This window comes from Pilimelia columellifera subsp. columellifera (genome assembly GCF_039532605.1).
GTDB classification, from domain to species: Bacteria; Actinomycetota; Actinomycetes; order Mycobacteriales; family Micromonosporaceae; genus Pilimelia; species Pilimelia columellifera.
The window spans coordinates 44,931-68,427 of the sequence record NZ_BAAARY010000018.1; the positions used below are offsets into that span (position 1 = coordinate 44,931).

A 23,497-nucleotide genomic window follows, 5' to 3' on the forward strand; every position below is an offset into this window, starting at 1 on the left:
CCACCGGGTGCTCGCCGTCCTACGCGGGTCGGCGATCAACCAGGATGGCGCCTCGAACGGGCTGACCGCCCCCAGCGGTGTCGCTCAGCAGCGCGTCATACGTCGGGCGCTGGCCAGGGCCGGGCTGAACGCCGCCGGCGTGGACGTGGTGGAGGGCCACGGCACCGGCACCGTGCTGGGAGACCCGATCGAGGCCGAGGCGCTGTTGGCGACCTACGGCCAGGACCGGGACCCGGACCGGCCGATGTGGCTGGGCTCGTTGAAGTCGAACATCGGCCACACCCAGGCGGCGGCGGGCGTCGCTGGAGTGATCAAGATGGTGCAGGCGCTGCGGCACGGTGTGCTCCCACCAACGCTGCACGCGGCTCGGCCCTCGCCGCGAGTCGACTGGGCGGCCGGCGCCGTCCGGCTGATCACCGAGGCCCGGCCTTGGCCGCGGACCGAGCGTCCCCGCCGTGCCGGGGTGTCGTCGTTCGGCGTCAGCGGCACCAACGCGCACCTCATCCTTGAGGAAGCGGCCGTCGAACCGGCGCCGCCGGTACCCCCGCCCGGCAACGCCGTCGTCCCGCTCGCCCTGTCGGCGAAGACTCAGGCCGCCCTGGCCACGGGGGCGGGCCGGCTCGCGGCGTTCCTCGAGGCCGGCAACGACCCTTTGCCGGACGTGGTGGCTGCCCTCAACTGCCGGGCGCTATTCGGTGAGCGGGCGGTCATCGTGGCGGACTCCCCCGCCGAAGCGGCCACCCTGCTGCGTACCGTCGAACAGGGCCGCAGCGGTTCCGGTATCGTCGTCGGATCCGCTCGCCCGGGCCCGGTGGTCTTCGTCTTCCCGGGACAGGGCGCGCAATGGTCCGGGATGGGCCGCGACCTGCTCGACGTCTCGGCAGTCTTCGCCGCGCACGTGCGGGTTTGCGCGGCCGCCATCGAGCCGTACGCGGACTTCCCGCTAACCGAGGCGTTGCGTGGCGAACTGCCCGAGGACATCGCCGCGAGCGTGGACGTCGTCCAGATCACCTCCTTCGTGATGATGACCGGGCTCGCCGCCGTGTGGCGGTCGGCCGGTGTCGAGCCGTCGGCGGTGGCGGGACACTCCCAGGGGGAGATCGCCGCGGCGTACGTGGCAGGCGCCCTGTCCCTGCCCGACGCGGCGAGGGTGGTGACCGTCCGGGCGGCCCTCATCCGCGACGTCCTCGCCGGTGGCGGGGCCATGGCGTCGGTTGCTCTCGGTGAGGTGGAAGCCGCCCGACGGCTCGCGGGCAACGATCGGCTGTCGATCTCCGCCGTGAACAGCCCGAGCTCGGTGGTCGTCGCCGGCCCGCCCGACGCGCTGGGGGAGGTCCTTACCGCGTGGGAGGACGACGGTGTCCGGGTCCGCCGCATCGCCGTGGACTACGCCTCGCACACCGCTCAGGTCGAGCAAGTCGCCGAGCGGCTCGGCGCCGCCCTGGCCGGTGTACGCGCCGGGGCACCCCGGATCCCCCTGCTCTCCACCGTCACCGGTGCGTGGATCACCGCGGCGGGGGAACTCGACGGCGACTACTGGGTGCGCAACTTGCGCCACCCGGTGCGCTTCGCCCCCGCCGTCGCCGCCCTCATCGATCGGGGTCACACCTCGTTCGTGGAGGTCAGCGCCCATCCCGTGCTCGTGCAGCCGGTGACTGAGATCGCCGAGGCGGCCGGGGCCGAGGTGGTGGTCACGGAGTCCTTGCGCCGCGGTGAGGGTGGATTCCGCCGCCTCGGGGCCTCGATGGGCCGCCTGTTCGTCACGGGCACCGCCGTGGACTGGGCCGCCGTGACGCCGCCCGCCCGGGGACGGGCCGAGCCACCGCCGTACGCCTTCGACCACCGGCCCTACTGGCTACCGGCCACCGGCGCCCGCCCCGGACCGGGGCCCCTGGGCCTGGCCGAGGTCGAACACCCACTGCTGGGCGCCCTCCTCAACCGCCCCGACGACGGCGGATCGGTGGCCGTCGCCCGGTGGTCGGCGTCGTCGTTCCCCTGGATCACCACCCGCCGGGAGGACGGCGCCACCGTACTGCCCTCCACCGCCCTGCTCGACGTGGTGATCCACGCCGGGGGCCAGACCGGTACCCCGGTCGTCGCGAGCCTCACCACCGGTACGCTGGTCGTCCTGCCCGCGCACGGCGCCCTCGACCTCCAGGTGAGCGTCGGTGGCCCCGGCCAGAACGGCGACCGTGCCGTCGAACTCTGGACCCGTGCCGCCGGGTCGGTCGCCGGCGAGCCGTGGACGCGGCACGCCCACGGCGTGCTCACCCCGGCCGCCGACGAGCCCGTCCCGCCGTCCGTTCCAGAGACCGGGCGGGTGGATCTCGACGGGGAACCGGGCGGCTACGGGTTACACCCGGCGCTGCTCGACGCGGCCGTACGTACCGTCATCGAGCCCGGCACGACCCCGGTGACCTGGACCGGCGTGGCCCTGCACGCCACCGGCGCCACCGCGCTGACGGTCCACGGCGACGGCCGCCGGCTGCTGCTCACCGACCCGACCGGTGCACCCGTGCTGTCGGCGGCGGCGGTCACGACCGGCCCGGATACGACGGCACCCGGGGCCGGGCTCCCCCTCTTCCACACCGCCTGGACGGATATCGACCTGCCCTCGGAGGCGGCCCCGCTCCCGGACACGCGGCACTACGAGGTGCCGGCCGGCGACCCCCGGGCGGTGCTGGCCGAGGTTCTCGCCACCCTGCGGAGCTGGCTGACCGGCTCCGACGCGGCGGGCGGCCGGCTGGTCGTGCACACCAGCGACCGCGACGACATCTCCACCGCAGCGGTGTGGGGGCTGGTGCGTTCGGCGCAGTCGGAACACCCCGGCCGCATCGTGCTGGTGGCCACCGACGAGCGGTCCCGCGACGCCCTGCCCGGCGCGCTGGCCACCGGAGAACCCCAGATCCGCGTACGCGAGGGGCGGGCGCAGGTGCCTCGGCTCGTCCGGACACCCCCGAGCGACGGCCGGACCGCGCGGCCGCTCGACCCGGACGGCACCGTGCTGATCACCGGCGGCACCGGGCTGCTCGGCGCGATCACCGCCCGTCACTTGGTGGCCCGACACGGCGTACGTCACCTGCTTCTCGCCTCGCGCAGCGGCCCCACCGGCGAGGCCGGGACCCTGCGCGACGAACTGGCCGCCCTCGGCGCGACCGTCACGATCGCCCGGTGCGACGTCGCCGACCGCGAACAGGTCAGGGAGCTGCTGGACGGCATCCCGGACACCGCCCCGCTGACCGCCGTCGTGCACACCGCCGGGGTCCTCGACGACGGCGTCCTCACCACGCTCGACACCGACCGCCTCGACACCGTGCTGCGCCCCAAGCTGGACGCGGCGCGGCACCTGCACGAGCTGACCCTCGGCCGCGACCTCGCGGCGTTCGTCCTCTACTCCTCGGCCGCCGGCGTGCTCGGCAACCCCGGGCAGGCGAACTACGCCGCGGCCAACGCCGGCCTCGACGCCCTCGCCCGGGAACGCCGCCGCCTCGGCCTGCCAGCCGTCTCGGTGGCCTGGGGCTTCTGGACCGAGGCGGGCGGCTTGACCCGGCACCTGGGCTACGCCGACCACTCGCGTACCCGGCGCAGTGGCATGCTGAGCCTCGGCGCCGGCGACGGCATGGCGCTGCTCGACGCCGCGCTGCGCGGGAACACGCCACCGGACGTCGTCGCGACCCGGTTCGACCTCACGGGCCTGCGTACCGGGGGCCAACCCGTCGCGCCGCTGCTGCGGGCCCTCGTGCCGCCGACCCGCCCCCGGGCGCACGCCGCGGCCGCAACCCCCGTCGCCGAGCCGCTGGCGAGCCTGAGCGAGGCGGACCAGGCCGGCGCGCTGCTGCGGATGGTGCGCCGGCACACCGCCGAGGTACTCGGCCACGACGGCCCGGAGTCGGTGCCCGCCGACCGGCCGTTCCGGGAGACCGGCCTCGACTCGTTGACCGCCATCGAGCTGCGCAACCGGCTGGCCGCCGACACCGGCCTCAAGCTCGGTGCCACGGTGGCGTTCGACTACCCGCGCCCGGTTGCGCTGGCCGGGCATCTGCGGGACCGGCTCACCGGGCGCGACACCGCCCCGAGCGCCGTCCCCGCCGTCGCGGCCGCCCCCAGCGAACCGATCGCCATCGTGGCCATGGCCTGCCGATTCCCGGCGGGGGTCAACAGTCCCGAGGACCTGTGGCGGGTTGTTCGCGGCGGCGTCGACGCGGTCACCGGCTTCCCCGAAGACCGGGGCTGGCCCACGGACGGCCTGTTCCACCCCGACCCCGACCACTTCGGAACAACGTACGTACGCCACGGCGCCTTCCTCGACGACGCCCCCGGTTTCGACGCCACGTTCTTCGGCATCTCACCGAACGAGGCGCTCGCCATGGATCCACAGCAGCGCCTCCTGCTGGAGACCTCCTGGGAGCTCCTCGAACGCGCGGGCATCGACCCGGCCACCCTCCACGGCCACGACGTCGGCGTGTTCGCAGGCGTCAACAGCCACGACTACAGCATGCGGGCGCACCGATCCGCGGGCGCCGAGGGTTTCCGCCTCACCGGCAGCTCCGGCAGCGTCGTCTCGGGCCGGATCGCCTACCACTACGGCTTCGAGGGTCAGGCGATCACGATCGACACGGCGTGCTCGTCGTCGTTGGTGGCCCTGCACCTAGCGGTGCGTGCGCTGCAGCAGGGTGAGTGCTCGCTGGCGCTGGCCGGCGGCGTGACAGTCATCGGCACGGTCGAGACGTTCGTCGAGTTCTCCCGCCAGCGCGGCCTGGCCCCGGACGGGCGGTGCAAGTCGTTCGCCGACGCTGCCGACGGCACCGGCTGGTCGGAGGGCGCCGGCCTGCTGCTGGTCGAGCGGCTCTCCGACGCCCGTCGCAACGGCCACCAGGTCCTCGCCGTTGTCCGGGGAACGGCCGTGAACTCCGACGGCGCGTCCAACGGCCTGACCGCGCCCAGCGGGCCCGCCCAGCAACGGGTCATCACCACCGCCCTGGCAAGCGCGGGCCTCGGGCCGTCTGACGTGGATGCCGTCGAGGCGCACGGCACCGGAACCACGCTCGGCGACCCGATCGAGGCGCAGGCACTGCTCGAGACGTACGGCCGGGACCGGGACCCGGACCGGCCGCTCTGGCTGGGCTCGGTCAAGTCGAACCTCGGACACACCCAGGCCGCGGCGGGCGTCGCTGGGGTCATCAAGATGGTGCTGGCGATGCGGCACGGCAAGTTGCCCGCCACCCTGCACGTCGACCGCCCGTCGTCGCACATCGACTGGTCGGCGGGAACCGTGCGGCTGCTCACCGAGGCCCGTGACTGGCCGGACGCCGGACGCCCCCGCCGCGCCGGTGTGTCCTCCTTCGGTATCGGCGGCACTAACGCCCACGTGGTGCTGGAAGCCGGGCCGGCGCCCGAGCCGCCGCCGTCCCCGGTGCCCGACCCCGCCGTCGTGCCGGTGCTGCTGTCGGCGCGCACCACGTCGGGGCTGTCCGGTCAGGCCGCGCGGATCGCCGCGTTCGTCGCCGCCGAACCGGATGCCCAGCCCGGCGACGTCGCCCACGCCCTCGCGACCGCCCGCGCCCACCTCGGCCGGCGGGCGGTGATCCTGGCGACCGACCGCGAGCACCTGACCGCGGAACTACGCGACCTCGAACGCGGCACGCCCGGCGCCGCCACGGTCACCGGAACCACCGTGGAGGGCAGCCTCGCCGTGCTGTTCACCGGGCAGGGTAGCCAGCGGGCCGGCATGGGCGCCGGCCTGAGCCGCAGCCAACCCGTGTTCCGGGAGGCCTTCACGGCCGCGATCGCCGAGGTCGAACGACACCTCGGCGGTCACTGGCCGCTGCCGCTGGCCGAAGTCCTGGCGGCCGCGACCGGCACGCCCGAGGCGGCGCTGCTCGACCGTACGCTCTATACTCAGCCCGCCCTGTTCGCTCTGGAAACCGCGCTGTACCGGCTGCTCGTCAGCTGGGGCGTGCGGCCCGCGCTGCTCGCCGGGCACTCGATCGGGGAGATCACCGCGGCGCACGTGGCCGGGGTGCTCGATCTGAGCCAGGCCGCCCGGCTGGTGGCGGCGCGGGCCCGGCTCATGGACGCCCTGCCTGCCGGCGGCGCGATGACCGCCGTCCGGGCGACCGAGCAGCAGGTCGCCGCCCTGCTGCGGGACGCGCCGGGCAGCGTCGGCGTGGCCGCCGTGAACGGCCACGACTCGCTCGTCCTCGCCGGCGAGCAGGAGGCCGTCGACGCGATCGCCGACCGGCTGCACCGCGACGGCCACAAGATCCGCCGTCTGAGCGTCAGCCACGCGTTCCATTCGGTGCTGATGGAACCGGTACTTGACGAGTTCGGGGCGGTCGCCGCGAGCCTGACCTACCGGCCGAGCACCGTCCCGATCGTCTCCACCCTCACCGGACGGCTCGACGCGGCCGGGGAGATGAGTACCGCCGGCTACTGGGTACGGCAGTTGCGGCACGCCGTCCGGTTCGGCGACGCGGTGGCCGCCCTGCGAGCCGAGGGCGCCACGACCTTCCTCGAGGCGGGGCCGGGCAGCGCGCTGACCAGCATGGTGCTGGAGGCGCCGGGCCTGTCCGAGGCCGCCTGCCTGCCCTTTCTGCCGGCCAGCCCGGACGAGGCACTCGCCGTCCGTAGCGCCGTCGCGGGCCTGCACGTACGCGGCATCGGCGCCGACTGGCCCGTGATCATCGGCCGCTCCGGCCCGGCGCCGCTCGGTACCGAACTGCCCACGTACGCCTTCGAGCATCAGCGCTTCTGGATCGGCACCGAGCAGGAGGAACCCGCCCCGCCCCCGGTCGCTGTCCCCCCCGTCGCCCCGGCGGCGGTCCGCGACCTCACCGACCTGACCGACCTCGTCCGCGAGAGCGCCCTCGTCGTCCTCGGCCACCGCCCGGACACCGCCCTCGACGAGCGGATGTCCTTCAAGGACCTGGGCCTCGACTCGCTGGGTGCCGTCCGGCTGCGCAACCGCCTACGCGACCTCACCGGCGTCGAGATGCCTGTCACCGTCGCTTTCGACCACCCCACCACCGGCGCCCTCGCCGCCCAGCTGAGCGCCGTCCTGCACGGCGATGCCGACGCAGACGCCGACACCGGAGTGCCCGCAGCCTGCGGAGCCGACGAGCCGATCGTGATCATCGCGACGAGCGGCCGGTTCCCGGGCGGGGCCGACAGCCCGGACGCGCTGTGGCGGCTGGTCGCCGAGCGACGGGACGCCGTCACCGGATTCCCGACCGACCGGGACTGGGACGTCGACCGGCTTTACCACCCGGACCCCGCCCATCCCGGGACCTCCTACACCCGTGCGGGCGGTTTCCTGCACGACGCCGCCCAGTTCGACGCCGCCCTCTTCGGGATCTCGCCGCGCGAGGCCCTGGCCATGGATCCGCAGCAGCGGTTGCTGCTGGAGACCTCGTGGGAGGCGTTCGAACGCGCCGGGATCGACCCGTTGTCGCTGCGCGGCCGGGATGTCGGGGTGTTCACGGGCATCGTGCACCACGACTACGTGACCCGGTTGCGACAGGTTCCCGAGGACGTGCAGGGCTACGTGATGACCGGTACGGCCGCCAGCGTGGCGTCCGGGCGGGTGTCGTACGTGTTCGGCTTCGAGGGCCCGGCGGTGACGGTCGACACGGCGTGTTCGTCGTCGCTGGTGGCGATTCACCTGGCGGCGCAGGCGCCCGACGCGTTCCTGGAGTTCTCCCGCCAGCGCGGGCTCGCGGCAGACGGGCGCTGCAAGTCGTACTCGTCGGACGCGGACGGCACCGGCTGGGCCGAGGGGGCCGGTATCGTCGTCCTGGAGCGGCTGTCGGACGCCCGCCGCAACGGCCATCGCGTGCTCGCCGTGCTCCGCGGCAGCGCCGTCAACCAGGACGGCGCTTCCAATGGGCTCACCGCCCCCAGCGGACCGGCGCAGCAGCGCGTCATCCGCCGGGCGCTGGCCGAGGCCGGGCTGGACGCCGCCGCCGTGGACGTGGTGGAGGGCCACGGCACCGGCACGGTCCTCGGCGACCCGATCGAGATCCAGGCGCTGATGGCCACGTACGGCAAGGACCGGGACCCGGAGCACCCGCTTTGGCTGGGGTCGCTGAAGTCGAACATCGGCCACACCCAGGCGGCGGCCGGCGTGGCCGGGGTCATCAAGATGGTGGAGGCGCTGCGGCACGGCGTGCTCCCGGCGTCACTGCACGCCGGTGCGCCGACCTCCCAGGTCGATTGGTCGGCCGGAACCGTACGCGTGCTCGCCGAAGAGCGCGACTGGCCGCGTACGGTCGGAAGGCCACGCCGTGCGGGCGTCTCCTCCTTCGGCGCGAGCGGCACCAACGCCCACCTCGTCATCGAGGAAGCCCCCGGCGAGGACCCGATTCCTACCGGCGGCCCCGGCGTCGTCGCCCTCACGCTTACGGCGAAGACCCCAGCTTCCCTGACGGCGCAGGCCACCCGGCTCGCGGCGCTGCTCACCCGGGAACCGGGTGTGCCGCTGGCGTCCGTCGCGGCCGCCCTCGCCACCCGCCGCGCGGTGCTTGGCGAACGGGCCGCCGTCGTCGCGGAGACGCCCGAGGAGGCGCTGCCCGCCCTGCACGCTCTGGCCCGCGGCGAACGCGACCCCCGGCTGGTCTCGGGCACCGCCGTAGCCGGCAAGCTGGCCTGGGTGTTCCCCGGCCAGGGCGCGCAGTGGCTGGGCATGGGCCGGGACCTGCTCGCGGAGTCCCCGGTCTTCGCCGCCCGGGCCGCCGATTGTGCGCGGGCCCTCGAGCCGTGGCTCGACTGGCCAGTGCTCGACGTGTTGCGCGGCGACGCCGAACCGGCGATGTTCGAGCGCGTGGACGTGGTTCAGGTCGCCACGTTCACCGTGATGGTGAGCCTGGCCGCGGTCTGGTCGTCGGCGGGCGTGGTGCCGGACGCGGTGATCGGCCACTCCCAGGGCGAGATCGCCGCGGCCTGCGTGGCCGGAGCACTGTCGCTGAACGACGCGGCCCGGGTGGTCGCCCTGCGCAGCCAGGTCATCGCGGCCAAGCTGGCCGGGGGCGGCGGGATGGCGTCGGCCGTCGTGAGCGAGGCGGAGGCCCGCGAGCGGCTGCCGCCGTGGGCGGATTCGGTGGAGGTCGCCGTGGTCAACAGCCCGACGTCGGTGGTGATCGCGGGCGAGCCCGAGCAGCTGGACGCCGCGCTGGAACAGCTGGCTGCCGATGGCGTACGGGTCCGCCGGGTCGCCGTCGACTACGCCTCGCACACCCGGCACGTGGAAACCGTGCGGGACGCGCTCGCGGAGGCGTTCGGCGATGTGCGTTCCCAGGTGCCCGCGGTGCCGATGCGTTCGACGCTCACCGGCGGCTGGATCCGCGACGCCGGTGATCTCGACGGCGACTACTGGTACCGCAACCTGCGCGGCCAGGTGAGCTTCGGGCCGGCGGTCACCGCGCTCGTCGAGGACGCCTTCGCGTTCTTCGTCGAGATGAGCCCGCACCCGGTCCTCGTCCAGCCGGTGACCGAGTGCGCCGAGGCAGCCGGAAGAAACGTCTCGGCCACGGGGTCGCTGCGGCGCGACGACGGCGGGATGCGGCGGCTGCTCACCTCGATCGCCGAGCTGAGCGTCGCCGGGGTCACGCCGCGATGGCCAGCCGTGCTGCCCGCCGCGGACGGCTGGGTGGATCTGCCGGTGTACGCGTTCGACCGGCAGGCGTACTGGCTGCGGGAGCCCGCGGACGGCGGCGAGGCCACCAGGGCCGACGACGCCGCCGAGGTGTGGGCGGCCGTGCGCGACGAGGATGCGCGGGCCCTGGCCGAGGTGCTCGGCGCCGACGACACGGCCGATTTCGAGAGCCTCACCCGGGTGCTGCCCCTGCTGGCCCGGTGGCGGGCACGCCAGGAGTCCGCCTCGGCGCTCGAAGGACTCCGTTATCGGACGTCCTGGCAACCGTTCGACAACAACGCGGCCGGGGTGCCGGCCGGACGCTGGCTCGTGGTCGCCCCCACCGGCGGGTCCGTCGACGGGTTCGTCGCGGAACTCGCCGCCCAGGGGCTGAACACCGTGACCGTACGGGTGGACGGTGGGGCCGCCCCGGCCATCGGGGCCGAACGGGAGTTCTCCGGGGTGCTGTCGCTGCTCGCGCTCGGGGACCGGACCGAGGTGGTGACTCCTGCCGTCAACCTCGTCAAGGCGCTGGGCGACGCCGGTGTCACCGCACCACTGTGGACGTTCACCCGGGGTGCGGTCGGCGTCGGCATCCGGGACGCGGTCACCGCGCCGCACCAGGCCGCGTTGTGGGGGCTCGGGATGGTCGTGGCGCTGGAACACCCCGACCGCTGGGGTGGCCTGGTCGACCTCTCCGGCGCGGACGACCGACGTACGGTCACGCGGGTGCTCGCCGCGCTGACCGGCGCCTCGGGGGAGGACCAGATCGCGGTCCGGCGTTCTGGCACGTACGCCCGGCGGCTCGTGCGCGCCGCCGCCCCGACCCCTGCACCGGACGGGTGGCAGCCGCGCGGAACGGTGCTGGTCACCGGCGGTGACGAGGGCCTGGGCCGGCACGCCAGCCGCTGGCTGGCCGACGCCGGTGCGCAGCGGCTCGTCGTCACCACCGGCGGCGGGGACCCGCTCGACCGTGCCGAACAGTTACGTGCCGACCTCGCCGGGACCGACGTGCCGGTCGAGGTGTGCGACGGCCGCGACCGGGACGAGATCCTGCGGCTGGTGTCGGCCCGGGAGGATCTGCCGCTCACCGCGGTGGTGCACGCCGCCGACCTGACCTGGAGCGATGCCGTCGCCGACACCGCCGAACGCGAGGTGGCCCAGATGTTCGAGGCCAAGGTGGATCCCGCCGTGTGGCTGGACGAGGCGCTCGCCGGCACCACGCTCGACGCGTTCGTCGTGTTCACCTCGATCGCCGGAGTCTGGGGTGGCGGCGGCCAGGGCCTGTCCGCCGCCGCCAACGCCACCCTCGACGCCCTCGTGGAAGCCCGCCGTGCGCGGGGTCTGCGCGCGACCGCCGTCGCGTGGGGCGCGTTGGAGCAGATCGGCATCGGCGCCGACGAGGCGGCTCTCGCCCAGCTGCGCCGCCGGGGCGTGCAGCCGCTGACCACCGCGCTCGCCATGGCCGCCCTGGCCCAGGCCACCGGCGCCGACGAGACGACCGTAACGGTGGCCGGCGTGGACTGGTCGGCGTTTATCCCGGCGTTCACCTCGGTGCGGCCGACCCGGCTGTTCGACTCCCTGCCCGAGGCCCGTGCCGCGCTGAGCGACCGGGAGTCCGCCGGCCGGACCGACGGTCCCGACAGCACGCTCGTGGATTCCCTGCGCGCCGCGACCGAAGCCGAGCGGGACCGGATGCTGCTGCGGCTGGTCCGCGGGCACGCCGCCGCGGTGCTCGGGCACAGCAGCGGCGACGCGGTGGCGGCCCAGCAGCCGTTCCAGGATGCCGGTTTCGACTCCCTGGCCGCCGTCAACCTCCGCAACAGCCTCAACACGGCGACCGGGCTGCGGCTGCCGTCGACGCTGATCTTCGACTACCCGACCCCGGCCGTACTGGTCGCACACCTGCGCGACGAACTGCTCAGCGAACTGGCCACGTCCGAGGTGGACGAGGCCACGCTTCGGCGCGTGCTCGCGGCAGTGCCCCTCGACCGATTCGCGCAGGCCGGCGTGCTCGACACGCTCATCGCCCTGGCCTCCGGCGCCTCGGCCGAGGCGCCGGAGGCCAGGGCGGCCGAGGAGGACCTCATCGACGAGATGGACGTCGTGGACCTGGTACGCCGAGCCCTCGGCAGCTCGCGCTGAACCGCCGCCGACCGGAAGGTTCGAGATGCCCACGACCGTCGAGGTGCACGCCGGCGATCGTCCGTACGAAGTGGTCATCGGCGCGGGGTCGCGCCACCTGCTGCCGGCGATCGTCGAACGGCTCGGCGCTCGCCGGGCCGTGGTGGTCTCGGCCCGCCCCGAACCGTGGGTGCCCGACCCCGGGGTCCCCTCGACCGTGGTCCCGGCCCACGACGGGGAACACGCCAAGACGCTCGCCACCGTGCAGGACCTCTGCGCGCGGTTCGCCGCCTTCGGGCTGAGCCGCTCGGACGTGGTCGTCACGTGCGGCGGCGGGACCACCACCGACGTGGCCGGGCTCGCCGCTGCCCTCTACCACCGCGGCGTCGCGGTCGTCCACGTCCCGACCACGCTGCTCGCCCAGGTCGACGCCAGCGTCGGCGGCAAGACCGCGGTCAACCTGCCGGCCGGCAAGAACCTGGTCGGCGCGTACTGGCAGCCGGCCGCGGTCCTGTGCGACACCGACTACCTGAGCACGCTGCCACCCCGGCAACGGCGCAACGGTCTCGGCGAGATCGCCCGCTGCCACTTCATCGGCGCCGGCGACCTTAGCGGCCTCACCACCGAGGAGCAGATCGCCGCCGGCGTCGCGCTGAAGGCGGACGTCGTCTCCCGCGACGAGCGGGACACCGGGCTGCGGCACATCCTTAACTACGGGCACACGCTGGGGCATGCGCTGGAGATAGCCACCGATTTCCGGCTCTACCACGGCGAAGCGGTCGCGGTAGGTACCGTCTTCGCAGGCCGCCTCGCCCACTCGCTGGGCCGGATCGGGGCCGCGCGCGCCGCCGAGCACGACGCGGTCGTACGCCACTACGGACTGCCCGCGGCCCTGCCGGAGGACGTTGCCGCCGAGGATCTGATCGGCGTCATGCGCCACGACAAGAAGGCGGTCGACGGCCTGGGCTTCGTCCTCGACGGCGACGGCGGCCCGGCCCTCGTCGCCGGGGTCGACGCGGAAACCGTCCGGCGGGTGCTCGGCGAGATGCCGCGGCAACCTCTGGACGACATGGTCGCGGGAGACGCCGAACCCGCGGGGGCCCGGTGACCCGCCGGATCGCCCGGGAGCACAGCGCCCCGGTGCGGGCCGCGCTGTCCCGGCCCGCGGCCCAGCAGCCCGATTGGCCCGACCGGAAATGCGCGGACGCCGTGGCAGCCTCCCTGCGCACCCTGCCGGCCATCGTGACGCCGGGGGAGACGGCCCGGCTGCGGGAGCGGCTCCGGGCCGTCGCGAGGGGCGAGGCCTTCCTGCTGCAGGGCGGCGACTGCGCGGAGACCTTCACCGACAACACCCCCACGCACGTACGAGGCAACGTGGCCCTGCTGCACCGGATGGCGGCCCTGCTCGCAACCGCCGCCGGGCGGCCGGTCGTACGCCTGGCCCGGGCCGCCGGCCAGTATGCCAAGCCGCGTTCCGCATCCACCGACGCCGCGGGCCTGCCCGTCTACCGAGGCGACATCATCAACGCCCGCACCGCCACCGTGGCGGCGCGTACCCCGGATTCGGGACGGATGCGGCAGGCCCGGATTCACGCGGCGCGGACCGTCGACGTCATCCGCGCCGCGCAGGTCGGCACATACGTCAGCCACGAGGCGCTGTTGCTGGACTACGAGGCGGCCGGGCTCACGACGTACGGATCGAGCGTGCGCAGCGGCCTTGCCCACTTCCTGTGGATCGGCGAACGAACCCGGGCGCTCGACGGCGCGCACATAGCCCTCGCCGCGCTACTCGCCAACCCGATCGGCCTCAAGATCGGCCCGACCACCACCCCCGAGGAGGCCGTCGAGTACGCCCAGCGGCTCGACCCGCAATGCGAGGCCGGCCGCCTCACCCTCATCAGCCGGATGGGCCACGACCGTGTCCGCGACGTACTGCCGCCCATCGTGGAGAAGGTCACCGCCGCCGGGCATTTCGTCGTGTGGCAGTGCGACCCCATGCACGGCAACACCGAGCTGCTCGCGAGCGGCTTCAAGACCCGCGACCTGGGCCGGATCCTCGACGAACTGGAAGGCTTCTTCGAGGTGCACCGGGAACTCGGCACCTATCCCGGCGGCCTGCACCTCGAACTCACCGGCGACGACGTCACCGAGTGCGTCGGCGGCACGTGCGGCCTCGCCGAGCACGACATCCCGGACCGCTACCGCACGGCCTGCGACCCCCGTCTCAACCCGTCCCAGGCGCTCGACGTCGCCCGGCACGCCGCGCGCCTGCTCCGGCGATGACTATCAGATCGGGGTATACGTCGCCCCCGGTCGGCGCTCATAACCTGAGCGGGTCCCCTCAGTCCCGGCGAGTTTCGGAGAGACATGGACGCCATCGGTAAAGCACCCGTGTTCCCGCAGTGGCCTCAGTACGACGACGAGGAGCGCACCGCGCTGATCCGGGCCCTGGAACAGGGCCAGTGGTGGCGGATGGGCGGCACCGAGGTCGAGTCGTTCGAGCGGGAGTTCGCCGCCTTCCACGGCGCCCCGTACGCCCTGGCGGTCACCAACGGCACCCACGCCCTCGAACTGGCTCTGCAGTGCCTCGGCGTCGGGCCGGGCAGCGAGGTCATCGTGCCGGCGTTCACCTTCATCTCGTCGTCGCAGGCGGCACAGCGGCTGGGTGCGGTCGCCGTACCGGTCGATGTGGACGCCGGAACGTACAACATCGACGTCGCCGCCGCCGCGGCCGCCGTGACGCCGCGGACCCGGGTCATCATGCCCGTCCACATGGCCGGGCTGGTGGCCGATATGGACGCGCTCGCCAAGCTGGCCGCCGACAACGGCGTGGCGCTGCTGCAGGACGCCGCGCACGCGCAGGGCGCTCGCTGGCAGGGCAAGCGGATCGGCGAGTTCGGCACGATCGCGGCCTTCAGCTTCCAGAACGGCAAGCTCATGACGGCCGGTGAGGGTGGTGCCCTCCTGCTGCCCGACGAGGAACTGCTCGAAAGCGCATTCCTGCGCCATAGCTGCGGGCGGCCCCGGACCGACCGGCGCTACCTGCACAAGGTCAGCGGATCCAACCTGCGGCTCGGCGAGTTCTCGGCGGCCGTGCTGCGGGCCCAGCTGCGCCGTCTCGATGCCCAGAACGCGGTCCGCGACGAGCGCTGGGCGCTGCTGTCCGGGCTGCTGGCCGGAATCCCCGGCGTGGTGCCGCAGAGCGGCGACCCACGCGCCGACCGCAACACCCACTACATGGCGATGTTCCGGGTGCCGGGCCTCGGCGAGCAGGCACGCAACGACCTCATCGACCGCCTAGTCGCGGCCGGGCTGCCCGCCTTCGCCACCTTCCGGGCGATCTACCGCACCGACGCGTTCTGGGACGGCGCGCAGGTGGCCGAGACCGTCGAGCAGATCGCCGAGCGCTGCCCCAACACCGAGGCGATCAGCACCGACGGCATCTGGCTGCACCACCGGGCCCTGCTGGCGGAGTCCGAGGCCCTGCACGCCACCGCCGAGATCATCGCCGGTGCGGTGACGGCCACATGACGATCCGGGTGGCGGTCGCAGGGTTGGGCTGGGCGGGCCGGGAGCTCTGGTTGCCGCTGCTCGGGGAACACGACGCATTCGAGGTCATCGCGGCGGTCGACTCGGACACCCGGGCGTGCGAGGCGGTGAGGCAGAAGATCGGCGTACGGGCGTACCCGGACGTCGATGCCCTGAACCCGCACGACGTCGACCTCGCCGTGGTGGCCGTACCCAACCATCTGCACGCCGAGACCGCCGCCCGGCTGCTGCGCCGCGGCATCTCCGTCTTCCTGGAGAAGCCGGTGTGCCTGACGCTGGAGGAGGCCGCAAACCTGGCCGGTGCCGAACGCGCCGCCGGCGCCACCCTGCTGGCCGGCAGCGCCGCCCGACACCGGGCCGACGTCACCGCCCTTCGCCAGGTGGTGCCCACCCTGGGCCGGATCCAGCACGCCGAGCTCGGGTGGACCCGGTCCCGGGGGATACCGCGGCCCGGCGGCTGGTTCACCGAGCTCAGCAAGGCCGGCGGCGGCGCGCTGGTCGACCTCGGCTGGCACCTGTTCGACACGCTCAACTCACTGATCGACCCGGCCGAGATCCGGCAGGTCGTCGGCGTCACGTCCGACGACTTCGTCCGCGCCGGCGGCTGGAACGCGGCCTGGCGCCTCGACGACACCCCGACCGGCGGGGGCGGCGACGTCGAGGACACGGCACGGGGCTTTCTCGTACGCCACGACGGGGTCTCGGTGTCGCTGCGTACGAGCTGGGCCTCCCATGACGAACGGGACGTCTCCATGCTGCGGATCGAGGGCAGCGAGGGTGTCGCCTGCCTGCGCTGCACCTTCGGCTTCAGCCCGAACCGCCTGCCGGCATCGGAACTCGCCGTGTCCAGGGTGGGCGTCACCACCCTGCTGCCTGTGCTCGCCGAGCCCGTCGGCACCGAGTACAGGACCCAGCTGGACAGCCTAGCCACGAGCCTGGCTGATCCGGGGAACCGCGGCGCTGCCATCGCTGACGCCCGCCTGACCGTCGGGCTCATCGACAGGTTCTACCAGTCCGCGCACCCGGTCGCCGGATGACCTCCGGTGACCGGGGCGCCGTACGCCAGGTGGTCACGCCGCCGGGACCAGGGAGAACACGCATGACCAAGCCCTTGATCGAACCTGCCGGGGCAGGCCTCGCCGTGCCGTTGCGGCGCGCGGTGATCTTCGACCTCGACGGGGTAGTCGTGGACAGCTTCGCGGTGATGAGTGAGGCGTTCGCCATCGCGTACGCCGAGGTCGTCGGCCCCGGCCCGGCGCCCTTCGTGGAATACCGGCGGCACCTCGGCCGCTACTTCCCGGACATCATGCGGGAGATGCGCCTGCCGCTGGCCATGGAGGGACCCTTCGTCCGGGAAAGCTACCGGCTCGCCCACCGCGTCACCGTGTTCGACGGCGTCGTGGACCTGCTGTCGGCACTGCGCGAGCGCGGGTTGCTGCTCGCCATCGCCACCGGCAAGACCGGCGAACGGGCGCGCTCCCTGCTCGACACGCTCGGCCTGCTCCCGTACTTCGCCCACGTCATCGGCTCCGACGAGGTCGCCCGGCCTAAGCCCGCCCCGGACATCGTCCTGCGAGCGCTGGAGCTACTCGGCGTGCCGGCCGACGAGGCCATCATGGTCGGCGACGCGCCGACCGACCTGCTCAGCGCCCGCGGCGCCCGGGTCGATGCCGCCGCGGCGGTGTGGGCCGAGCCCGAGGAAGACGAGCTGTTCGCCGCCCGCCCCGACGTCGTCCTGCGCAAGCCCGCCGACCTCCTGGCGCTGTGTCCGCCGGCACCGGTCCGCTGACCGGGCCGGTGTACGACCTGGGCGTCGACATCGGCGGCACGAAGGTCGCGCTGCGGGCCGAGGAAGGGGACCGCCGCGGGCACGAGTCCGCGTTCCGCTGGGTGCCGGGACACGATGCCGGCCAGGACCTCGCGCTGCTCGCCGAGCGGGTGGCGGAGGTCGGCCTGCCGTTGCGGGCGGCCGGGGTGGCCCTGCCCGCGACGGTGGACGCAGCCGGTCGGGTCAGCGCGTGGCCGAGCCGTCCGTCGTGGATCGGGCTGGCGGCCGGAGACGTGTTCGGCGCGCTCTTCGGGGCGGTCCCGGTCGCCTGGGCCGACGACGGCGACCTCGGTGCGCTCGCCGAGGCCCGCGCGGCCGGCGTCACCGACCTGCTCTACCTCGGCGTCGGTACGGGTGTCGGCGGCGGATTCGTCCTCGGCGGCGAGCTGTGCCCGGGATCCGGCCGGGGATCCTTCGAGATCGGGCACATCGTCATCGGCGGGGGTGAGAGCTGTCGGTGTGGCCGCGACGGATGCCTGCAGGCGGTCGCCTCAGGGCCCGCGATCCTCGACCGGGCCGCCCGCGCGCGGGGACTGCCCGTGGCGTACGAGGAACTGTGCCGGGCGGCCGTCACGGCCCCCTGGGCGATCACGGCGCTCGGCGCGGCCTATCGCGCGCTGGCTACGGCGATCGCCAGCGTGGCGGAACTGCTGCACCCGCGCCTGGTGGTCGTCGGGGGCGGCTTCCTCGCCGGCGTCCCCGGCGCCGTACCCACCCTGAACGACCACGTCGCCGGGCTGATCCGTCCTGGCCAGGAACCGCTGCCCGTACGCGCCGCCGCCCTCGGCGGACTATCCTCGCTGGCCGGCGCGATCGAACTGGCACGCACGCTGTAAAGGAGACGAGGTTTCATGTCCGCAGCACCGCAGGGCGTACCGGCGTGGTGGCGCACGTTCAGGCCGGCGCCGGGCGCGCCCGTGCGGCTCGCCTGCCTGCCGCACGCCGGCGGCTCGGCCAGCTTCTACCACCCGCTGGCCCGGGCGTTCGCCCCCGAGGTCGAGGTCCTCGCCGCCCAGTACCCGGGCCGTCAGGACCGCTACCGAGAGCCGCTCATCACGTCCCTCACCGAGCTCGCGCGGCGTTGCTTCGACGCGTTGCGGCCGTCGATCGACCGGCCCCTGATCCTGTTCGGGCACAGCATGGGCGCGCTCCTCGCGTACGAGATCGCCCTGCTCATGCAGGACGACGGCCTCCCGCCGCCGGTGCACCTGGTGGTGTCGGGCCGCCGAGCGCCGTCGCGCTACCGGAACGACCAGTTCCATCGGCTGCCGCCGGCCGGCCTCCTCGCGCAGATCCAGGCGCTCAGCGGGACCGATGCGAGCGTCCTGTCTGACCCCGAGACCCTGCGGTTGATCCTGCCGGCGGTACGCGGCGACTACCGGGCCGTGGAGACCTATCGCCACCAGCCCGGCCGGGTGGTGCACGCCCCGTTCACGGTGCTCACCGGCACCGACGACCCGATGGTGACCCGCGAGGAGGCGAGCGCCTGGGAGCGGCACACCGACGGGCCGGCCGCGTTCCGTTCGATGCCGGGTGGCCACTTCTTCGTCACCGACCACTTCACCGAGATCGCGGCGTTGCTGCGGACCATTGCCGCGGACGGTGCCGGGACTCAGTGAACCGGCTCGGGCCGGGCAGTGCCCATGGACCGCCGGGCCGCCCGGACGATCCGCAGGCCGCGCAGGGCGGCCCCGCCGTCCGGGCCGGCCGGTCGGCCGTCGCGGACACCGGCGAGGAAGGCCCCGAGCATAGCGGCGTCCAGGGCGGCCCCGTCGTTCGTGTCCTGCGGCCCGCGTACGTCGAGCAGACGGGGGAACGGGTCGTAGCGCACGGTCGCCCGCTCGCCGGTGAACTCCGCCGCCGTCGTATCCCAGCCGCAGCCGAAACTGGCGACCGTCCCGCCCGGGTAGCGCACCATCAGCACGGCCGGTCCGCCACCGGGGGCGGCCTGGGCGTACACCTCTTCCGCCGGTTCGCCGTCGAGCAGGACGTCGACCAGGTCGATCAGGGTGACCGCCGCGCCGGGGCCGACTCCGTTCACCGTGCCGTTGACGGTGAGCAGCCGACCGAGCTCGCCGTCCGCGACCGCGCGGCGCAGGGCGGCGAACGTCGGACTGAACCGGATCGGAAGCGCGAGGGTCAGGCCCACACCGGCGCGCGAGCAGGCCTCGATCATGCGCTCGGCGTCCGCCTCGTTCGGGGCGAGGGGCGGCTCGCACAGCACGTGGGAGCCTGCCGCGGCGGCCTGTTCGACCAGGCCCCGGCGCTGGGCGGGATCGCCGCCGACCACCACGGCGTCCGCTCCGTCGGTGACCAGCTCCACGTCGGGCGAGTCACGCAGCCACCGGGCGTACCGTTGCGCACCGCCTCCGGCCGGGATCGCAATCCTCATCGGATGGCCTCCGGCACGCGCAGCTCGACGGCGTGCCCGGTGCGGGCCGATTGCGCGGCCGCCTCGGCGAGCCGTACCGCCGCCACCGCGTCCCGGGCGGCGACCCGCGGCGGTGGACCGCCCGCGAAGGCCGCCGCGAACTCGCGGATCTCCGCCACGAACGGCGACTCGCCGACGTGCCGGGGCACATCTGCCGCCGCTCCGGCGGTCACCTGGAGCTCCTGCGGCAGCGCCGAGTCGTAGGAGGCCGAGCCCTCGGTGCCCACGACGTGGAAGGTGCGGTGCACCGGAATCGGCGGTGCCGCCCACCCGCCAGTCACGTGGCTGACCGCCCCGCTCGCGTGGGTCAGCACGGCGGTACCGGCCGCCACCGCCCCGGCGGGTGCCGGCGCCGCGACCTGACCCCGGTAGCAGGCGTACACCCGCACCACGTCGCCGAGGATCCACGATGCGATGTCGAGGCCGTGCAGCATCTGGTCGGTCAGGATCCCGCCGGACCCGGCGCTCGCCTCGCCCGTCCACGCCGTCGGGTGGTACGCCGTCACCCCGAACCGTCCCGCCATCGGCGAGCCGAGGGCGCCGGCCGCCACGAGCTCGCGCAACCGGGCGTATGGGGCTAGAAAGCGCGTGCCGTGGGCCGGATAGAGGACCACCCCGGCCCGTTCGGCCGCCTCGGCGATCGCCTCCGCCTCGGCGGTGGTCGCCGCCAGCGGCTTCTCGCAAACCACGTGCAGCCCGGCCGCGATGGCCGCCAGGGCGATCGGCGGGTGGGTGCCGGTCGGCGTGCAGATGTCCACCAGCCCGGCGCCGTCCAGCGCCTCGTCCAGCGAACCGGCGACCCGGGCACCGAACTCCCCGGCCAGCGCGGCCGCCCGGCCGTCGTCAGCGTACACCCGCACCTTCGCACCGACGCGCACCCACGCGTCCAGGTGGATGCGGGCGATCGGCCCAGCTCCGACCAGCGCGACCTCGACCCTCATCCCGCCATTCCACCCGCCGGGCCCACCCCGTGGCATCCCCAGGTCGGGTAGGCCGGTGCGGCGGCCGTCAGGACTGCGACATCTGATGATGGCGGCGCCGGACCCCCGCGGCGACGATGACCAGATGAGCGTTCTCCTACTTCTCAACGGCCCCAACCTGGGCATTCTCGGCGACCGCGAGCCGGAGATATACGGCACGCAGACCCTGGCGGACATCGAGAAGGCGGTAGCGGAGGAGGTCCACCCGGCCGGCCTGGAGCTGCTGTCCGTCCAGCACGACGGCGAGGGCGAGCTGATCGGGGCCGTCCACCGCCACCGGCACGACACCGTCGGCGCGATCGTCAACCCGGGCGCGCTGATGATCGCCGGGTGGGGGCTGCGTGACGCTCTCGCCGGCTACCCGCGGCCGTGGATCGAGGTGCACCTGAGCAACGTGTGGGCGCGCGAGCAGTTCCGCCACGAATCGGTGCTCGCCCCGCTGGCCTCCGGCGTCGTCGTCGGCCTCGGCGCGTACGGCTATGTCCTCGCCGCTCGGGCGCTGCTGCACCTGCGGGCCGGCGATGCCTGACCTCCCGGCCATCGACGGTCAGACCCGGCTGTACGCTGTCCTCGGCGACCCGGTGCGGCAGGTGCGGGCGCCGGGGCTGCTGAACCCCCTGCTCGCCGAGGCCAGGCGGCGGGCGGTCGTCGTGCCCGTCCACGTGCGCGCCGCCGAGTTGCCGGGCGTGTTCCGGCTCCTGCGCGACATCGTCAACCTCGACGGGCTGTTCGTGACCGTGCCGCACAAGACGGCGATGGCCGGTCTAGCCGACCGGCTCAGTCCGGCGGCGTCACGGATCGGCGCGGTCAACGTCGTACGGCGGGACGCCGACGGCCGGTGGACGGGCGACAACTTCGACGGCGTCGGTTTCGTCCGGGGCCTGGCGAAGGCCGGTCACACGGTCGTGGACGTGGCCGTGTGGATGGCGGGCGCGGGCGGGGCCGGTTGCGCCGTGGCGGCGGCGGTGCTCGACGCGGGCGCCCGTACGGTGGCGATCCACGACGTCGACGCGACCCGCACGGCCGAGCTCGTGGCCCGTCTCCACCGGCACTTCCCCGGCCGGGCCCGGGTGGCCGAGCCCGCTGACCTGGCAGTCGCCGGCCTAGTCGTGAACGCCACGCCGCTCGGCCTGCGCCCGGAGGATCCGCTGCCGGTGGATCCGCATCTCCTCCCGGCCGGGGCAGCGGTGGCCGACATCATCATGGAGCCGCACACGACAGCGCTGTTGCGGGCCGCCGCCGATCGCGGGCTGGCTGTGCACCACGGCATCCACATGCTCGAATGCCAGGTGGAGTGCTATCGGGGCTTTTTTGACTGGTGAGACCCGTCGGCACCCATCCGGACTCCGTCGCCCGGATGGGTGCCGACGCGTGCTACGCCCCGTCGCCCGGCAGGTGGGCGACCAGATGCCACGCCACGAGGTACGCCCGGCCCTGCTCGTCGGCGTCGAGCTGGTCGAACACGTCCGGGCCGTCCTGCTCGCCGGACGAGGCGAGAATGGTGCGGCGCAGCTGCTCCCGGGTCAGCGCAGTCTTGTACTTCAGCCGGGTCAGCTCGTCGATCATCCAGGGGGCGACGATGTGTGACCGCAGCTGCTCCTCGGTGATCCGCCCGGGCGTACCGTCGGGCAGTTCGTCGGCGAAGGCGATCAGGTGCAGCCGGGCGCCCGGCCGTCCGGCACGAGCGATCGCCGCGACGTACGCGGGCCGGTCCTCGTCGCCCAGGCAGTGGTAGAGCCCGCTGTCGAGGATCGTGTCGAACTGGTTGTCGTAGCCCTCCAGCACCACCGCGTCCGCCACCGCGAACGTGACCGCGACGCCGTGCGAGGCAGCCCGGGCGGTCGCCTCCCGGATCGCCGACGGCGCACCGTCCACGCCGGTGACCCGCAGCCCCCGCGCCGCTAGGGCAATCGAGTTCTCACCGAGGCCGCACCCGACGTCGAGCACCGCGCCACGGAACGCGCCCGCCGCGGCCAGCGCGACGACCTCCGGCTGAGGCGCGCCGATGTCCCACGGAACCGGCCGTTCGGCCGTCCGCCCCGGCTGGTAGGTCTGCTTGTACGCTTGCTCGAAGTTGGTCCGCGCGACGGTCATCTGTGCCGGCCTTTCCCGATGGCGACTCGAGCTGTGCGCTGTCATTCCACTCGCGCCGCCCTCGCCGGGGCTATCCCCAAACCGAGTAGACACACCGCCGACCGAGTGCCACAGCCAGGTCTGGTTGTCCCAGCCGTAGCTTCCAGCGACAGCCGCCGGGTACGGCGCCTGTTGCCGGCGCTGGAGTTAGCCCAGGCGGCAGAACTGCTGCAGTCCTGCACGGTCGACGGAGCGCCGCTGACAACCCTCGGCTCGGGCAGCGGTGGGCTGTCTTGGCTGGCAGGATGGCAGGGTGCTGCTCACCATCTCGACCACCATGCAGTCGGCGTCGGATCTTGGGTTTCTGCTGGTGGGCAAGCCCTGCGAGAACACCAACCGCGAGCCGGGCACGTCTGTCGAATTCAGAGATCACCGAGGAATCCGGCAACTGAAGCATTATCGACCTGGCCACACCCGTGATCCTCATCTGCACGGAGAAGCGGGCAGACTGATCATTGGGCAGCGGCTTGGCCTGCACTTGACGGTGTGTGGCGCCGCTGCAGGGTCGCTTCGATATCTGGATCGTCGAGAACGCGTGCCCCGATCACAAGGAATGGCTCTGTAGCTATCGCCCCTGCGAGAACCGAATTCCAGACAGGATGACGCTCGGCCGACTTGTGGTACTCGGAGAACGAGAAGACGATCGGACTGGGAGATTTTGTCGCAACAGTTCCGTGTAGATGAATTATTTGCAGGTCGCCGTGCTCTATGTAGCTATCAGTCCAGTTTAGACCGTGTGTCATTTGGGGTTGTTGCAGCGCCTGGTCGTTCGTTGAGCTGGTGTGGATGATGTTCAGAAGTACTGCCCCGAACCGTTGTGGCAG

At 73.6% G+C, this 23,497-nt stretch carries 14 protein-coding genes; 10 read left to right on the plus strand and 4 right to left on the minus strand.

Annotated elements, in window-relative coordinates:
• The first annotated feature begins 7 nt into the window (after positions 1-7).
• From ABD287_RS15740 to ABD287_RS15775, 8 genes are all read left to right on the plus strand, one after another.
• Positions 8-11,773 carry a type I polyketide synthase gene (locus ABD287_RS15740; protein WP_344173819.1) on the plus strand — a complete coding sequence of 3,922 codons (11,766 nt, stop codon included), beginning with the start codon at positions 8-10 and terminating at the stop codon, positions 11,771-11,773.
• A gap of 25 nt (positions 11,774-11,798) precedes the next feature.
• Positions 11,799-12,860 (plus strand): 3-dehydroquinate synthase, encoded by a 1,062-nt coding sequence (locus ABD287_RS15745; protein WP_344173785.1) that lies wholly within the window; start codon positions 11,799-11,801, stop codon positions 12,858-12,860.
• Positions 12,857-14,035 (plus strand): 3-deoxy-7-phosphoheptulonate synthase, encoded by a 1,179-nt coding sequence (locus tag ABD287_RS15750; RefSeq protein WP_344173788.1) that lies wholly within the window; start codon positions 12,857-12,859, stop codon positions 14,033-14,035. Before ABD287_RS15745 ends, ABD287_RS15750 begins: the two co-directional genes overlap by 4 nt.
• Before the next feature lie 84 nt (positions 14,036-14,119).
• Positions 14,120-15,283, plus strand: coding sequence for an aminotransferase class I/II-fold pyridoxal phosphate-dependent enzyme (locus ABD287_RS15755; RefSeq protein ID WP_344173790.1), 1,164 nt, complete (start codon positions 14,120-14,122; stop codon positions 15,281-15,283).
• On the plus strand, positions 15,280-16,338 hold the full coding sequence (locus ABD287_RS15760) for a Gfo/Idh/MocA family protein (RefSeq protein WP_344173792.1): 1,059 nt from the start codon (positions 15,280-15,282) through the stop codon (positions 16,336-16,338). The genes ABD287_RS15755 and ABD287_RS15760 overlap by 4 nt, the downstream gene beginning before the upstream one ends.
• A 62-nt stretch (positions 16,339-16,400) precedes the next feature.
• Positions 16,401-17,090 carry an HAD-IA family hydrolase gene (locus ABD287_RS15765; protein ID WP_344173794.1) on the plus strand — a complete coding sequence of 230 codons (690 nt, stop codon included), beginning with the start codon at positions 16,401-16,403 and terminating at the stop codon, positions 17,088-17,090.
• A complete protein-coding gene (locus ABD287_RS15770; protein WP_344173796.1) occupies positions 17,066-17,965 on the plus strand; it encodes an ROK family protein in 900 nt (299 codons plus the stop codon). Before ABD287_RS15765 ends, ABD287_RS15770 begins: the two co-directional genes overlap by 25 nt.
• A gap of 15 nt (positions 17,966-17,980) precedes the next feature.
• Positions 17,981-18,748 (plus strand): thioesterase II family protein, encoded by a 768-nt coding sequence (locus ABD287_RS15775; RefSeq protein ID WP_344173798.1) that lies wholly within the window; start codon positions 17,981-17,983, stop codon positions 18,746-18,748.
• Here ABD287_RS15775 and ABD287_RS15780 read toward each other — a convergent pair.
• Both ABD287_RS15780 and ABD287_RS15785 read right to left on the minus strand, forming a co-directional pair.
• Complete coding sequence (locus tag ABD287_RS15780) at positions 18,742-19,521, minus strand: Gfo/Idh/MocA family protein (protein WP_344173800.1); 780 nt, start codon at positions 19,519-19,521, stop codon at positions 18,742-18,744. The genes ABD287_RS15775 and ABD287_RS15780 overlap by 7 nt on opposite strands.
• Positions 19,518-20,501: a Gfo/Idh/MocA family protein gene (locus ABD287_RS15785; RefSeq protein WP_344173802.1), complete on the minus strand. Its 984-nt coding sequence runs from the start codon at positions 20,499-20,501 to the stop codon at positions 19,518-19,520. Before ABD287_RS15785 ends, ABD287_RS15780 begins: the two co-directional genes overlap by 4 nt.
• A gap of 124 nt (positions 20,502-20,625) precedes the next feature.
• Here ABD287_RS15785 and ABD287_RS15790 point away from each other — a divergent pair, with 124 nt between their 5' ends.
• Entirely contained in the window at positions 20,626-21,069 is a 444-nt protein-coding gene (locus ABD287_RS15790) for a type II 3-dehydroquinate dehydratase (RefSeq protein WP_344173805.1), read from the plus strand.
• The gene (locus ABD287_RS15795; RefSeq protein WP_344173807.1) at positions 21,062-21,862 is read left to right on the plus strand and encodes a shikimate dehydrogenase family protein; all 801 of its coding nucleotides are present in this window, start codon (positions 21,062-21,064) and stop codon (positions 21,860-21,862) included. The genes ABD287_RS15790 and ABD287_RS15795 overlap by 8 nt, the downstream gene beginning before the upstream one ends.
• Before the next feature lie 52 nt (positions 21,863-21,914).
• On the opposite strand, the gene ABD287_RS15800 is transcribed toward ABD287_RS15795, so the two are convergent.
• A complete protein-coding gene (locus ABD287_RS15800; RefSeq protein WP_344173809.1) occupies positions 21,915-22,634 on the minus strand; it encodes a class I SAM-dependent methyltransferase in 720 nt (239 codons plus the stop codon).
• Between the two features lie 491 nt (positions 22,635-23,125).
• On the minus strand, positions 23,126-23,497 hold a 372-nt coding region (locus tag ABD287_RS15805; RefSeq protein ID WP_344173811.1), incomplete at its 5' end, for an SIR2 family protein.

What these genes read in the sequence shown, in the direction of transcription:
- ABD287_RS15785 (WP_344173802.1), bottom strand. Translation starts at nt 20,501, where the DNA reads ATGAGGGTCGAGGTCGCGCTGGTCGGAGCTGGGCCGATCGCCCGCATC.
- ABD287_RS15760 (WP_344173792.1), top strand. Translation starts at nt 15,280, where the DNA reads ATGACGATCCGGGTGGCGGTCGCAGGGTTGGGCTGGGCGGGCCGGGAG.
- ABD287_RS15765 (WP_344173794.1), top strand. Translation starts at nt 16,401, where the DNA reads ATGACCAAGCCCTTGATCGAACCTGCCGGGGCAGGCCTCGCCGTGCCG.
- ABD287_RS15775 (WP_344173798.1), top strand. Translation starts at nt 17,981, where the DNA reads ATGTCCGCAGCACCGCAGGGCGTACCGGCGTGGTGGCGCACGTTCAGG.
- ABD287_RS15790 (WP_344173805.1), top strand. Translation starts at nt 20,626, where the DNA reads ATGAGCGTTCTCCTACTTCTCAACGGCCCCAACCTGGGCATTCTCGGC.
- ABD287_RS15745 (WP_344173785.1), top strand. Translation starts at nt 11,799, where the DNA reads ATGCCCACGACCGTCGAGGTGCACGCCGGCGATCGTCCGTACGAAGTG.
- ABD287_RS15755 (WP_344173790.1), top strand. Translation starts at nt 14,120, where the DNA reads ATGGACGCCATCGGTAAAGCACCCGTGTTCCCGCAGTGGCCTCAGTAC.
- ABD287_RS15795 (WP_344173807.1), top strand. Translation starts at nt 21,062, where the DNA reads ATGCCTGACCTCCCGGCCATCGACGGTCAGACCCGGCTGTACGCTGTC.
- ABD287_RS15780 (WP_344173800.1), bottom strand. Translation starts at nt 19,521, where the DNA reads ATGAGGATTGCGATCCCGGCCGGAGGCGGTGCGCAACGGTACGCCCGG.
- ABD287_RS15800 (WP_344173809.1), bottom strand. Translation starts at nt 22,634, where the DNA reads ATGACCGTCGCGCGGACCAACTTCGAGCAAGCGTACAAGCAGACCTAC.